At 48.9% G+C, this 14001-nt stretch carries 14 protein-coding genes; 10 read left to right on the plus strand and 4 right to left on the minus strand.

From position 1 onward, the window contains the following. Positions 1-126 precede the first annotated feature (126 nt). Positions 127-1110, plus strand: coding sequence for a DNA polymerase III subunit delta (holA, locus tag DW720_RS08875; protein ID WP_107001255.1), 984 nt, complete (start codon positions 127-129; stop codon positions 1108-1110). A gap of 160 nt (positions 1111-1270) precedes the next feature. On the opposite strand, the gene rpsT is transcribed toward holA, so the two are convergent. Then, a complete protein-coding gene (gene rpsT, locus DW720_RS08880) occupies positions 1271-1534 on the minus strand; it encodes a 30S ribosomal protein S20 (protein ID WP_022358531.1) in 264 nt (87 codons plus the stop codon). Positions 1535-2051: 517 nt separating this feature from the next. Between rpsT and DW720_RS08885 the strand changes: the two genes are divergently transcribed. Continuing rightward, on the plus strand, positions 2052-2546 hold the full coding sequence (locus DW720_RS08885) for a DUF2798 domain-containing protein (RefSeq protein WP_117795985.1): 495 nt from the start codon (positions 2052-2054) through the stop codon (positions 2544-2546). Between the two features lie 55 nt (positions 2547-2601). Here the strand turns inward: DW720_RS08885 and DW720_RS08890 are convergent, their stop codons facing one another. Further along, positions 2602-3903 carry a GHKL domain-containing protein gene (locus DW720_RS08890; protein WP_118652825.1) on the minus strand — a complete coding sequence of 434 codons (1302 nt, stop codon included), beginning with the start codon at positions 3901-3903 and terminating at the stop codon, positions 2602-2604. Continuing rightward, positions 3900-4634, minus strand: coding sequence for a LytTR family DNA-binding domain-containing protein (locus DW720_RS08895; protein WP_118742985.1), 735 nt, complete (start codon positions 4632-4634; stop codon positions 3900-3902). Before DW720_RS08895 ends, DW720_RS08890 begins: the two co-directional genes overlap by 4 nt. 283 nt (positions 4635-4917) lie before the next feature. Between DW720_RS08895 and DW720_RS08900 the strand changes: the two genes are divergently transcribed. From DW720_RS08900 to ytvI, 8 genes are all read left to right on the plus strand, one after another. Further along, positions 4918-5433 (plus strand): hypothetical protein, encoded by a 516-nt coding sequence (locus DW720_RS08900; RefSeq protein ID WP_243023758.1) that lies wholly within the window; start codon positions 4918-4920, stop codon positions 5431-5433. After that, positions 5430-6365, plus strand: coding sequence for an ABC transporter permease (locus tag DW720_RS08905; RefSeq protein ID WP_118742986.1), 936 nt, complete (start codon positions 5430-5432; stop codon positions 6363-6365). Before DW720_RS08900 ends, DW720_RS08905 begins: the two co-directional genes overlap by 4 nt. Before the next feature lie 98 nt (positions 6366-6463). Further along, positions 6464-7339 carry a diadenylate cyclase CdaA gene (cdaA, locus tag DW720_RS08910; protein ID WP_117795982.1) on the plus strand — a complete coding sequence of 292 codons (876 nt, stop codon included), beginning with the start codon at positions 6464-6466 and terminating at the stop codon, positions 7337-7339. After that, complete coding sequence (locus DW720_RS08915) at positions 7317-8693, plus strand: CdaR family protein (RefSeq protein WP_107001250.1); 1377 nt, start codon at positions 7317-7319, stop codon at positions 8691-8693. Before cdaA ends, DW720_RS08915 begins: the two co-directional genes overlap by 23 nt. A 43-nt stretch (positions 8694-8736) precedes the next feature. After that, positions 8737-9000, plus strand: a complete 264-nt coding sequence (locus tag DW720_RS08920) for an HPr family phosphocarrier protein (RefSeq protein WP_107001249.1) — start codon at positions 8737-8739, stop codon at positions 8998-9000. A gap of 53 nt (positions 9001-9053) precedes the next feature. Next, on the plus strand, positions 9054-10355 hold the full coding sequence (locus DW720_RS08925) for an O-antigen polymerase (RefSeq protein ID WP_118684823.1): 1302 nt from the start codon (positions 9054-9056) through the stop codon (positions 10353-10355). A gap of 139 nt (positions 10356-10494) precedes the next feature. Continuing rightward, the gene (locus tag DW720_RS08930; RefSeq protein WP_107001247.1) at positions 10495-11685 is read left to right on the plus strand and encodes a pyridoxal phosphate-dependent aminotransferase; all 1191 of its coding nucleotides are present in this window, start codon (positions 10495-10497) and stop codon (positions 11683-11685) included. Between the two features lie 38 nt (positions 11686-11723). Further along, positions 11724-12839: a sporulation integral membrane protein YtvI gene (gene ytvI, locus DW720_RS08935; RefSeq protein ID WP_118749552.1), complete on the plus strand. Its 1116-nt coding sequence runs from the start codon at positions 11724-11726 to the stop codon at positions 12837-12839. Positions 12840-12852: 13 nt separating this feature from the next. Here the strand turns inward: ytvI and DW720_RS08940 are convergent, their stop codons facing one another. Continuing rightward, positions 12853-13794 carry an AraC family transcriptional regulator gene (locus DW720_RS08940; protein WP_118742987.1) on the minus strand — a complete coding sequence of 314 codons (942 nt, stop codon included), beginning with the start codon at positions 13792-13794 and terminating at the stop codon, positions 12853-12855. Positions 13795-14001: the final 207 nt, after the last annotated feature.

The following is a 14001-nucleotide window of genomic DNA, read 5'->3' on the forward strand; positions in this document are numbered from 1 at the left end:
CATTTTAGAAAAATGTTTATAATAGTAGGAAGTGAAAAAATAGACAGGAAAGTAACCGGATGGACAGTCATTCGAAAAAATGGATCTGTTTTTATCGAATAGAACCAGGAGGCGGGGACGGAGTTAATGCAGACGATCAATGAAGACATCAAAAATGGCACATTTAAGCCGGTTTATCTGCTATACGGCGAAGAGGCGTTTTTGAAGCAGAGTTATAAAAAGAAGCTGCGGGCGGCGATCTCGGGCGATGATACGATGAACTACAATTATTTCGAGGGAAAAGGGCTGGATGTGAACGAGCTGATCAGTCTGGCGGACACGATGCCATTTTTCAGCGAGCGGCGTCTGATTCTGATCGAGGACAGCGGATTTTTCAAGACTTCTTCGGAGGCGCTGGCGGAGTATCTGCCGATGATGCCGGACACGACCTGCATCGTATTTGTGGAGGAGGCGGTCGATAAGAGAAACAAACTCTACAAAAAGGTCAAGGATCTGGGTCACATTGCGGAGATGAAGCGGCAGGACAGCGCGCAGCTCGCCAGATGGGCGGCGACGATCCTGGCGCAGAATGGGCGGAAGATCACGCCGTCCACGATGAATCTCTTTTTGGAGCGCGTCGGCGATGATATGGAAAACATCCGGATGGAGCTGGAAAAACTCATTTCCTACACGATGGGCAGTGAGGTAGTGACGGCAGAGGATGTGAAAGTCATCACGACCGTGCAGATCACGAACAAGATCTTCGACATGGTAGCGGCGATCACGGCGGGAAAGACGAAGCGGGCGATGGATCTGTACGAAGACCTGCTGACACTCAGGGAGCCGCCGATGCGGATCCTGTTCCTGATTGCCAGACAGTTTAACCAGCTTTTGCTGGTGCGAGAATTGCAGGCGTCCGGCGCAGACCGGGGGACGGTTGCCTCGAAATTGAAAGTACCTCCGTTCGTAGCCGGAAAGCTCAGCAGCCAGGCGGCGGCATTTACGAAAGAACAGCTCATTTCCTATGTGCAGACCTGCGTGGATGCCGAGGAGGCAGTCAAGACCGGGCGGATGGGCGACCGGCTGGCGGTGGAGCTGCTGATCAGTCAGCCCAGAAGTTCCGTGCGCTGATTCTAAAGGGCAGTGCCAGCATCAGAATCAGCGGTTCTTCGGACGGATCCGGCTGGAAAAGAAGTAACAAAAAACCATTATTCTGTCACACCCACAGAATAATGGTTTTTTAATTTGGGTTAATTTTTAATATATAATTCGAAAGATCCGCTCTGGATAATTAAGCCAGAGTATTTACAGCCTTGGAAAGACGGGATACTTTGCGGGAAGCTGTATTCTTGTGGTATACGCCCTTGGAAGTAGCCTTGTCGATCTCGCTGGTAGCAGCTAATAATGCAGCCTGTGCAGCAGCCTTATCTTTTGCAGCAACAGCAGCTTCTACTTTCTTAACAGCAGTTTTAACTTTGGATCTGATAGCCTTGTTTCTTGCAGCTCTTGTCTCTGCAACTAAGATTCTTTTTTTTGCGGATTTAATGTTAGCCAATGTAGTGTACCTCCATCATAAATTCTTTTATTTTGATTCGTAATTCATTTTGTATTTGGTTTGCATTAAAGCCTGGACACGGACAGTTCAATGTAAACATACTATTACATTCTATCGAATAAAGGCAGTATTGTCAATATCTATTTGCCTGTTTTTAGGGAAAAATTCGGAAAAAATGAAAAGGGAGCTGAAAAAGCAGCTCTTGTCAAGTTGCATAAGCGGAATAAAAAATAGAAAAAATTGATCGTTCAATATGATGAAATTGTGAAAAAATAAAAAAAGTGCTTACACGAATGGAAAAAAGACGTTATAATAGCGAACCGTAACCCAAGTTGAATATAGTAAAAAAAAACGCAGTGAGATTGCATACAGCAGTAGAGATCGAAACGAGTTTCCGATTTCTGCTGCTTTTTATTTTGTGAAATTTATCACGGACAGCATCTTGCGCGTGGGTGTGCCGGACTGATTTGCCGATGCATCTGGATAGAAGCAATTATTTTATAGGAGGAGAATGAAAATGCCAAGAAATAAGAGAGAAAGTTTTATCTATTCCGTTATCATGTGTTTCACTATGGTACTCTGGATGAGTATGTACAATGTAACCCTTCATATGGGACATTTATCCTTGGAAACGATCCGCGAAGGATGGATCGGATTCCCGTTTGCATTCGTGTATGCGTTTCTGTTTGACTGGTTCATCGTGTCCGGTCCGGCGAAGGGAATTGCGTTCCGTTACTTTGTATCACCGGAGAGCAGCACACTTCGTAAAGTAATCACGATCTCCTGCTGCATGGTCGTTCCGATGGTATTTGTTATGTCCTTATATGGCGGTCTGGAAGCCTGCGTGAAATCCGGCGCATGGAGCCAGCTGCTCATCATCTGGCTGACCAATATTCCGAAGAATATCATCATGGCGCTTCCGTTCCAGCTCATCGTAGCAGGTCCGCTGGTGCGCCGCGTGTTCCGTACCGCATTCCCGGAGGGAACCGTGCTGCAGGAACCGGTTATGTAGGGAGATAGCAGAAAATTTATATTATATAAAAAGAGGATATCTGGTTTTTGTATCATTATGGGTTCAGCAATACCGAAGCATAAAATACGCCGTCCCGCCATTCAAACCGTGCATCGCCGTGGTACTGTTCGGCGATCATGCGGATCGATTCGGTTCCGATGCCGCTTCCGGCAGGTTTGGTCGATACCAGTTTTTCATTCATCCAGGTAGGGCTGAATGCGCTGGTGTTGTCCGTGGTGATGGACAGGGTGGAGGTACCCGTCTGCACCGCGGAGAGACGGATGAAAGGCGGCGTGTTTTCAGAGCCGGAACATCCGGTCTGACAAGCGTCCAGGGCATTTTCCAGCAGATTTCCGAGAAGCACGCACAGTTTCGTCTCCGGGATGACCGGGTGATCGGACAGCTGAATGTGGATGTCAAACTGGATTCCGGCGCTTTCCGCCTTATCTGCATAGAAGGAAAGAATGGCGTTGAGCGCATAATTGTTGCAGTATACGCGGTCCGAATGAGTCGGATGTTGTTTTTCGTAGTTTGCGAGGTATGACTTCAGATCCTCTAAATCGCCGCGGTTGGCACAGTCCTGAATCACCCGAAGATGCTGGCGGAAATCGTGGCGCGCCCGGCGGTTTTCGATGATCCGGGACTGGAGCATTGTGTACTGGTCACGCTGGATCTGCAAAAGACGTTCCATCGCCTCACTGCGGGCATTGGCTTCCAGCTGTTCCCTGAGCTGTTGGATAAACAGGATCATGAAATGACTGATTAAAAACATGCAGATCAAAAGCATGAACCGCGCCAGCAGTGCGGCGACTGTGATGGTACCGCTTCGGATATTTCCAGTTAAAAGCAAAAGAATCAGGGTCACAGAAGCGGGGAGCAGCCACGCTGTATTCCAGAAAGACGGGATTGATACGGAAGAAAGCCCCTCGACGGTCCGGGTCATTGCTTTTGCCATGAAATAGATACTGCACAAAACGAGGAGAAAGGTAACCAGCCCGGTCTCCCAGGAGAAAAAGTTGTAGCCGAAGAGCGCCTGACAGATGCAGAAAGCGGCGGCACGCACGACCAACAGATAATCGATGATAAATAAATATAGAAATAAAATCATTCCGATCTCGGCGTCTACCATCAGCTTAAATAAAACGCCAAAGCAAGGGAGCGCGAGGTATTGCACCCATACACTGGACAAACCGCTTTGAATCAGGAACAGAAACAGAAGCAGATAGCCCAGTTCGAATCCACAGACCCAGAGAAAAGTTTTCCACGGAGAATGGCGGAGTTTTTTGTGAAATGGAACACATGCCAGAATATGAAACGGAAAAGTGCTCAAAAATTCATTAAAAAATAATTCAATCATAGATGCGGACCTCCCCGGACTAAATGGTACGAATATTGGATATATTGTTCCCGGACATCCCGGTATTTCAGGCGGCTGATGGGAATGGAGGCGCCGCTTTTCATCAGAAAACGGTCTTCCAGAAGCTTATCGACATCCTCCAGGTTTACTAAAACCCCCTTGATGCAATCACAAAACCAAGGATAGGACAAAAGCAGGGCAGAAAAATCCCGCTGATTCATGGAAATTTCATGCTGGGTCCGATCCCGCATGTGCACCAGAATCCGCCGCTTCAGATATTCTGTGTACGATATCTGATGCAGAGGCAAGCGAAGCTCTGTTCCCTGGCAGGGAACCAGAACGGAAACCTCCGCCTCGGCGGCGGAAAGATGGCATCGTTCCAGCGCCTTTGAAACGCGCTCCATCGTAACCGGTTTTAGCAGATAAAAAGCCGCGTTCACATCGTAACTGTCCACCGCAAAATCCGGCGAAGTAGTGACAAAAACGATCCGGCAGGAAGCATCCAGCGCGCGGAGTTTTTGGGCGGTTTCCATTCCGCTCAATCCATCCATATAGATATCTAAGAAGACAATATCGAAGGAACCGACGGTAAAGCTGGCGAGAAATGTTTCACCATTTGGAAATATTTCTGGTGCAGCCGTAGGAATACGGTGCTCCTTCATATAAGTAAGAATCAGATGCGACAACTGTTCGGCATCCAATTTCAAATCATCTACAATCGCGATTTTCAAAACAAAATCCCTCTTTTCTTCTGATTGTCTGGAAAAAGGCTGCTTACGCATGTTTCGAACCTTTTGATCCTAATATCATAAAAGTATCATAACATAAAAAGAAGCAAAAAAGGCATAGTTTTTACATCTTATGAAACAGACTTGATACGCTCTGCCGATCATGCGAAAATGTGTGATCGGCAGAGCTCTTTTTTGATGTCTGACAATCCCTTACAAATTTATGAAAAACCTATGAAAAATCCCCCCGCCCCCTCGCCAAGAGAAAAAAGTTATGTTATAATTTATGGAAGAATGCGTTTTTGGCGCAGCGGTTTCAGAAACGGGACGTATTGAACCGGAAGCCGCGGCATATATAAAAAAGGAACCATGTATGCTCAACGAAGACAAGATAAAATTAATGACCGAACTGGCACTGTTTGAGAAGAAGCATGCTTCCCAGATGAAAACAGTCAATCAGTATTTTAAAAGCGACTATATCAGCCGCAATCTGCTCCGGGGATTTATAAGCTATACATTGTGCAGCATACTTCTCTTTGGAATGTGGATATTATTTAATGTAGAAGTAGTTCTGAGTTCGATAGGAATGGATGAACTGAAGGGACTGGCTTTTCGAGGAGGAGCTTTATACCTCGGGGGGCTTTTTCTGTATGTCGTGCTGACGATCATCGTGTATGGCGGGCGGTATGAGTACGAGGAAAAGATGAACCGGATCTACATAGCGAAACTGAAACATCTGGATAAGCGCTACGATATACACCGGCGCGCCAGAAAAATGGAGAGAGAGAGGAGAGGCAGATGAGAGGACTCCTTGCAGGGAAAGAAGCACTCAAGGCTTTCTATGCGAGATACAGTGCATTTGTGAATGCATTCCTGCGTTTTATAACTGCCTTTGCGGCGGTGTTTCTGATTAACCAGAACATCGGACTGATGCCGAAACTGAGCGGCGGTCTGGTGCCGCTGTTTGCGGGAATTATATGTGCATTTCTCCCATTTGGAGCCATTGCGTTTCTGATTGGGATTTTTTTGCTGGCACAGCTCTTTGCAGCATCGATGGAAGTGGCGCTCATTACCTTGGTGTTCCTTCTGATCGTGGTGCTGCTGTATTACGGATTTCAGCCGGGTGACAGCGCGTACCTGATTGTAACGCCGATCTTGTTTTTTCTGAAGGTGCCGTTTGCAGTCCCGATGATTCTTGGACTGACTGGAAGCCTCGTATCGGTGATTCCGATGAGCTGTGGGATTTTTCTGTACTACGTGATTCTGTATGTGAAGCAGAACGGAAGCTTCCTGGCAGGCAGTGAGCAGACTGAGATCACGCAGATGCTGGCGCAGGTCATCAAAAACATGCTGGCAAACCCGGCGATGCTTGTCATGATTGCGGCATGCTGCCTGGGGGCGCTGACGGTCTGTGTGCTCAAGAAACTGTCGATCAACTACTCCTGGGGGATCGCGATCGGAGCTGGCCTTATTTTACAGATTCTGGTTGTGTTTATCGGCGATTTCCGCTTTGGCGTTCCGGTGTCCGTGCCGGAGCTGATTGTAGGAATGATTGGTGCGGTTATTGCATCGCTGATCTATCAGCTGTTTGTTTTTTCGGTCGATTACAGCCGGACTGAGTACACGCAGTTTGAGGATGACGATTATTATTACTATGTGAAAGCGGTTCCAAAGATTGCGATCTCGAGGACGGATGTAAAAGTACAGGAAATCAATAAAGTAAAGAGAAGATAGACTATTTTATAAAAGAAACTTGTTGTTAAAAGAAATGCGTGACGGGTCATATGTACGTGACTGGTAACAGAAACGCAGCCCGAAAGGGAGGGAAAAGAATGGCAGAGATACTGGCGGAGATTTATTCGTGGATCTCGTTCGTACCGAAGATAACCTTTAAAAATTTAATAGAGATCGCGATTATAGCAATTCTGGTATATGAAATGCTGATCTGGATCAAAAATACGCGGGCGTGGACGCTTCTGAAGGGTATTATTTTTATTCTTGCATTCTTTCTGGCAGCTGCGATCCTGGAACTGGATACGATTCTGTGGCTTCTGGAAAAGACGTCGTACATTGCGGTAACGGCGATCATCGTTATTTTCCAGCCGGAGCTGCGGAAAGCACTGGAGCAGATCGGAAGCCAGAACGTGCTGACGACGCTGTTTTCAACGGATGATACGAAGAAAAATGAGGATTTCAGCGAAAAGACGATTGCAGAGCTGGTGCGTGCTTGTTTTGAGATGGGAAAAGTCAAGACGGGCGCCCTGATCGTCATCGAGAGGGGCACGCCGCTCGGAGAGATCGAGCGGACGGGCATCGAGGTCGATGGTATCGTGACGAGCCAGCTTCTGATCAATATTTTTGAGCACAACACACCGCTGCACGACGGCGCGGTCGTGATTCGCGGTAACCGTGTGACGGCGGCGACCTGTTATCTGCCGCTCTCGGACAATATGGATATCAGCAAGGCATTGGGAACCAGACACCGTGCGGCAGTCGGAGTCAGTGAGGCGACCGATAGCGTGACGCTGGTTGTATCGGAAGAGACAGGGCGTGTGTCGGTGGCTGTGTCCGGACGGCTTAAGAGTGTCAAGGATGGAGATGAACTGAGAGATATATTGTCAGTTCTGGTAAAACGGGAAACGGAAAACACAGGTCGTTTCAGAATATGGAAGGGAAGACGCAGAAATGAAAGAAAAGCTGACGAATAATCTTGCGATCAAGCTGATTGCCCTGTTCTGTGCTTTCTTTGTGTGGCTGGCGGTCGTGAATGTGGCGAACCCGATCAAGGTATCGACGAGGGAGGTTCCGGTCACGATCACGAACGATCAGGTGCTGGAGCAGGCGGATCTTGCCTATGATGTGGTAGGCAAAAAAACGGCGACGATCAGTTTCAAGATCCGGACGAAGGATGATTATAAGGTAAAGGCGTCGGATTTCAACGCCTATGCGGATTTATCGGAAATGTATGATGTGACGGGTGCGATCCCGATCCGAGTGGAAGTGGTGAACAATGAGGAACTGCTGGAGTCCACGCCGGTTGTGAAGTCCCCGGAGGTCATCAAGATCACGACCGAGGCGCTGCAGACCAAGGCATTTACGCTGAAAGCGTATCCTCAGGGCAAGGCGGCAGAGGGTTACGAGGCGGGTGAGGTGACAATGGTGCCATCCCAGGTGACGGTTAAAGGACCAACCTCCCTGATCGGACAGATCAGCAGCGTGGGTATCCGTTTTAATATTGACGGTGCTGCGGCGGATGTCGGTGGAACAGCAACACCGGAGTATTTTGACGCCAATGGAAATGTGCTGTCAGATTTGGGAGATTCTGTCAAGACGGTTGGCGGAGATGTCTCTTATACGATGCAGATCCTGAAAGTAAAAGAAGTACCGCTTGATTTTGACGTCAGTGGTGAAGTGGCGGATGGATACCGCTATACGGGTCCGAAGACGGATATCAAGTCGGTGTCTGTGGCGGGGCTTAAGACGGATCTGGCATCGGTCAGCACGCTCACGATTCAGGGACCGTCCCTTAATGTGCAGGGCGCGACGAAGAATGTGGAGTGCGAGATCGATCTGGATGATTATCTGCCGTCCGGGCTTACGATCGTGGGACTGGATAGCACGACGATCAACGTGACACTACAGGTCGAGAAGTTGATAGAGAAGACCTTTACGGTCAAACCGGAGGATGTGACTCTAAACGGAAAGAACAGCAGCTACAGCTATACCGTCGAAGATACGAAGATGGAAGTCAAGGTACAGGGACTTGAGGAGGATTTAAGCAGCCTGTCGGCGGCGAAGATGAATATCCGGGTCGATGTATCAGGCATGGGACTGGGCGAGCACACGGCAGCGGCGCAGTTCCAGCTGGGGGACGCGTATAAGATGCTGTCGGCGCCGGCTGTGACAGTGCGGGTCAGCGAACATGGAAGCTCCAGTGCCCAGACGACGGAAAGCATCGAGAGTGACCGTGGAGACACGGGCAGCCAGAGCAGTTCCAACCGGGAGAGCGGGGCAAGCTCGGCAAAAGAAAATGTGGATGCAGAGAGCGGCAATGCTGCATAAAGCATGGCATGCCATCCACAAATGAGGAGAAAGAAGTTAAACAATGGTAAAAGCAAAAATTAAATTAAAAAACCCGACTGGTCTGCATTTGAGACCGGCGGGAATCCTGTGTAATGAGGCGGTAAAATTCGATTGTTCTGTCCAGTTCCAGTTCCGTGGCACCGTGTCCAATGCAAAGAGTGTCCTGAGCGTGCTTGGGGCGTGCATCAAGAGCGGTGATGAGATCGAGTTTATCTGTGATGGAAAAGACGAGGAGGAAGCTCTGTCGGCGATGCTGAAAATAGTTGATGACGGGCTGGGCGAGTAGGGAAAACCGGTGCGGTAAAAGAATGTGTACAGACGTACAGATAGGATGAAACTATGATCGTTTATTTGGTTTGCTATGCGGCTTCGCTGCTTCTGGCGCTTGGCCGCCATTATCTTTTATCCGGCGCAGGGCTTCTGGCGGCGGCGGCGTATCTGTATGCGTCAGACTATATCCGGAGTGGAAATCTTCTGCATCTGCGGGGGATTTTCGCTCTTTCCTTTGTAGGTGGACAGGGACTGGCGTGTATGAAGCTTAGTTATTTAAGTCAGGCATGGAGTGCGGGAACGTGGCTGGGACTTTTGGCGGCGTTTGCGGGCTTTTATCTGGCTTTTTATTATCTGGAAGCATTTTCCGGTGAGGCGTCCGTCCGTGTGGGCGGTCATTCCGGCGCGGTGCAGCGCCGGGGGTTGGAATCTTATGCCGGAACCGTCTTTTTCTGCGCGGTGGCGCTGGCGGCGCTATCGGCAGGCTGTTTCGCGATCGAGGCGGTCTATATGGGCTATATTCCGCTGCTGCTCCGGGGCGTTCCGCATGCTTATTCCTATTTCCATGTGACCGGGCTTCATTATCTAACGGTGTCCTGTGTGCTGGTTCCGGCGCTCTCTGTGATCTATTTTTGCATCGAGGGCGGTCGCAGCCGGGGACGGCTGGTATGTATGCTTCTGGCAGATGCAGCGGCGGTGGCGATTCCGCTTCTGTGCGTGTCGCGCTCCCAGCTTCTGTTTGCGGTACTGCTGGCATTGATTACCTACATACAGATGGAACACCAGCTGAATCCGATTTATGTTGTTTTTGCGCTGGCAGGGCTGATTGTGCTCTACATTCTGCTGACGATCGCGCGCAGCCATGATACTGCCTACTTGAATACGGTTTTTGAGATGAAACGGCACCTGCCGATTTTTGTGACGCAGCCGTATATCTATATTGCAAACAATTACGATAATTTCGACTGTCTGGTCAAGGGACTTGTGAAGCACAGCTGGGGCATGAAGATGCTGGCACCGTTCTGGACGCTGACGGGACTCAAGTTTCTGGTTCCGTCGTTGACGGCATTTCCGTATTATGTGACGAAGGAAGAGCTGACGACGCTGACGATGTTTTATGATGCGTACTACGATTTCGGCATAATTGGCGTGTTCATCTTTTCTGCCATATTAGGAGCGGCGGCGTATCTGCTGATGCGGATGATGCGCCAGGTGCAGAATCCGATTACCTATCTTCTGTACGCACAGTTTGCACTTTACATGCTGTTATCGTTTTTCACAACCTGGTTCAGCAATCCGTCCACATGGTTTTATTTCGCGGTGACAGCGGTTGTGGCCTTTCTGGTATCGCATAAGGTTGCAGGGCGGTAAAAATATATGGATTAAGATATAAAAATGAAATAAAATCTGCTATAATAACAAAAAGACGACAATTCAGTAAGTTAAAGTGCTGCTTGTATACAGATAGAGTTGCCGCATGGATCAGTTTTACAGAAAAGAGGGCAAGCCAATGATTTCAGAAAAAATGATACCGCTTATGAAAAATAACTCCGCCATCCGTATGATGTTTGAAGAGGGCAATAAGCTGGCGGCGAAATATGGACGTGAGAATGTGTTTGATTTCAGCCTTGGAAATCCGAGCGTACCGGCTCCGGCAGAGGTAAATCAGGCAATTCAGGATATCGTAAAGGAAGAAGATTCCCTGTTTGTACACGGATATATGTCCAACGCAGGCTATGAAGATGTGCGCGAGACGATCGCTCAGTCGTTAAACCGCCGGTTCGGCACCTCCTTTCACGCAGGCAACATCCTGATGACGGTCGGTGCGGCAAGTGGTTTGAATGTCATTTTAAAGACCCTGTTAAATCCAGGAGAGCAGGTCATTACCTTTGCACCATACTTTGTAGAGTATGGTTCCTATGTCCGCAACTATGACGGCGAGCTGGTGGTTGTATCTCCGAATACGGTGGATTTCCAGCCGAATCTCGTTGAATTTGAGGAAAAGATCAACGAAAAGACCAAGGCAGTGATCATCAACACCCCGAACAACCCGACCGGCGTTATTTATTCCGAGGAAACACTGCAGAAGATTGCAGCAATTCTGGAAAAGAAACAGAAGGAATTTGGCACATCGATCGTGCTTCTGTCCGATGAGCCGTATCGTGAGCTGGCTTACGACGGCGCGGTTGTACCGTATGTGACAAAATATTACCGCAATACAGTGGTTTGCTACTCTTACAGTAAGTCTCTGTCCCTTCCGGGCGAGCGTATCGGTTATCTGGTAATCCCGTCTGAGATGGATGAGAGCGCAAACGTATTCCAGGCGGCAACGATTGCGAACCGTGTTCTGGGCTGTGTCAATGCGCCATCCCTGATGCAGAGAGTCATCAAGCGCTGCGTAGATGCGAATGTGAATCTGGAAGCTTACGACCGCAACCGTAACTTGCTTTACAACGGATTGAAAGAGTGCGGATTTTCCTGCATCAAGCCGGAGGGCGCGTTCTACCTGTTTGTGAAATCTCCGGTGGAGAATGAGAAGGAATTCTGCGAGGTATGCAAACAGTACAATGTACTGGTAGTACCGGGAAGTTCATTCGCGTGCCCAGGTTATGTGCGCATTGCATACTGCGTATCATATGGACAGATCGAGAGATCGCTTCCGGCATTCAGAAAGATTGCGGAACACTATAATCTGGTATAGCGAAATTGTATCATCGTCTTGGAAAGGAAAAGGATGAGATGAAACGATGTTTTAGAATGATTCTGAATATTGTGATTCCGTTCCTGGGTCTATGTCTGGTCATCTTTTTAGGTCCCAGGCTTCTGCGCTTTTTCATGCCGTTTGTGGTCGGATGGATTCTGGCACTTTTAGCAAATCCGCTGGTGCGGTTTCTGGAACGGCGCGTGAAGCTGGTGCGGCGCCACGGCTCGATGCTGATCATTATTGCGGCGCTGGCGATTGTGATCGGTCTTTTTTACGGGGCGGGTCTTCTGGTTTACCGGGAAATGGGAAGTTTTCTGGCGGATGCACCGGAAATATATCAGAGTGTGATCGCTGAGATCGGGGATGCATTGCAGAATGGGCGCAAGCTTGCAGAATATTTTCCGCAGAATTTACAACCGCCGCTGCTGGCATTTTCGGATAATCTGGATGGTCTGTTTGGAAAACTGGTATCGCGGGCGGCGGAACCGACCGTGCAGATCGCCGGACATGTGGCGAAGAGTATTCCGAATCTTCTGGTAAATATGGTCATTATTATCCTGTCTTCGTACCTGTTTCTGGCGGACCGGGAGTCCATCATGCGGTGGCTGAAAGAGCATCTTCCGGCATTTGTATTCCGCTATATCGAGTATATGAAACGGGACGCAAAGGGACTGATTGGTGGATATTTTCTGGCACAATTCCGTATCATGTGTGTGGTGGCGCTGATTCTCGCGGCAGGATTTTTGGTGCTGGGTGTCCGCTACGGTGTCCTGTTGGCGTTTTTGACGGCGATTCTGGATTTTCTGCCGATCTTTGGAACGGGAACGGTGCTGTTCCCATGGGCGGTTGTGAAACTGTTTGCGGGGGAGTATGCGTATGCGACCGGGCTTATCCTGCTCTACATCCTGACGCAGGTCGTCCGTCAGATCATCCAGCCGAAGATCGTCGGGGAGTCGATGGGATTGCCGCCTCTGATGACGCTGTTTCTTTTGTATCTGGGATTTAAGCTGCGCGGGCTGACAGGCATGATTCTGGCGGTGCCGGTGGGGCTTGTCTTTATCAATTTTTATAAATATGGGGCGTTTGATTCGATGATCCGGAATTTCAGGATGCTGATGGAGGCGATTCAGAAATTCCGGAGGGAAGAATAGGGGAGGTTTCCTTCTATATAGTAAAATTCTCTTGGTAATTTAATCTGGATAAATTATGCGGCGTATCGCGATATTTTTTCTTATATGCCCGGAGGAACGCAGCATAATTGCGGAATCCGGATTGATAGCAGGCTTCTGTGACGGGGGTGCCCCGGCGCAGGAGCTCGTTTGCGTTTTGGAGGCGTTTTTCGGTCAGGTATTCGGTAATGGTGTAGCCGGTTTCCTGGCGGAAGAGACGCATCATGTGGTATTTGCTTATGTAAAAGCGGGCGGCGAGCTGGTCGATCGTATGGTCTTCTTCCGGGTGTTCAGAGAGGTAGCGCATGAGTTCCAGGATTTTTTCGCCGGAAGGGGAGGTCGGAACGTATTCCCGATGGTTTTCGGAGGCGGCGCGATCAAGGTGTACCATAAATTCCAGGAATAATAAACGCAGAAGAAGCCCGGAGCCATAACTGCTGCCACCAAGGGATTCAAAGTTAGCATTGTCTGTGCCATTGTCATTTGTACCACCTGCCTGATAGGCATTTTCCAGTCTTGACAGCGCCTCTAAGAGCGGCGTCATGGTAAGGGAACCGAGGCGCAGAACATCGGACTGCTGTTCTCTGGCAAGCTGGAAACAGAGGTCGAGCGCACAGTCAGCACAGGAGAATGCATCCAGACATTTCGGCGACAGGTAGAGGATGATGCGCTCATATCGGCTGTGGTATGGCACGACCGGCTTGTGCAGGCAGTGTGCGCCGACGAGGACGATGTCGAGCGGGCGGAGGTGGTAGGAACGGCCTTCCACGATGTAGTCCGCTTCGCCATTTAACAGGATCAGGACTTTGTGGAAATCATGATAGTGGTAGGCAACCGGTGTATCCATCTGCCCGCGCAGGTGGAAAAGGCGGAATTCGTGGTTGAGGTAGCCGCGTTTTTCGTAGGCGGGGGATTCGTGGGTGGTATTTTCTGACATAAGGGGACTCCTTTTTTGAGTGTATTGCAGGTTGGTTGTTGCGGGAAATTATATCTTGTATAAATGCATTGAGTTTGTTGTTTTCCTCTGAGATAAATATGTTTTGAAACACAGACATTTCATTTCTTAGTTCATATTATATAGCATTATATGCAATATTTAAAGCATAATTCTTCTATTAAAAGCTGCTATATTTTCCTAAAATTA

The organism is Clostridium sp. AM27-28, assembly GCF_003480955.1.
Lineage (GTDB): Bacteria > Bacillota > Clostridia > Lachnospirales > Lachnospiraceae > Otoolea > Otoolea fessa.